This window comes from Pseudoalteromonas sp. S1612 (assembly GCF_005887175.1).
GTDB lineage: Bacteria > Pseudomonadota > Gammaproteobacteria > Enterobacterales > Alteromonadaceae > Pseudoalteromonas > Pseudoalteromonas undina.
This window is the reverse complement of sequence record NZ_PNDH01000196.1, coordinates 1-261: the sequence shown is the minus strand read 5'-3', so window position 1 is coordinate 261 and position 261 is coordinate 1. Positions and strand designations below refer to the sequence as shown.

General features: G+C 44.8%; 1 pseudogene. It reads left to right on the top strand.

From position 1 onward, the window contains the following. Positions 1–261 (top strand): annotated as a pseudogene (fadB, locus tag CWB78_RS18670) (fatty acid oxidation complex subunit alpha FadB); the annotation flags it as partial.

Below are 261 nucleotides of genomic sequence, written 5' to 3'. Positions count from 1 at the left end.
ACAGAGTCTTTCAGACTGCGCGGCAGCATTAAAAGAATTATCCGCTAACACTGATATTAAAGGCATGATTTATACCAGTGATAAAGCCCACTTTATTATTGGTGCCGATATCTTCGAATTTTTACCTACTGTTACTATGCCTGAAGCAGAATTTGTCACGTGGTTGATAGATGCTACTGCCGTGTTTGATGGATTTGCAGAGGTACCCTTGCCAACACCCAGTGTTATAACCGTCTTGGCGCGTGGCGGTGGCTGTGCTGG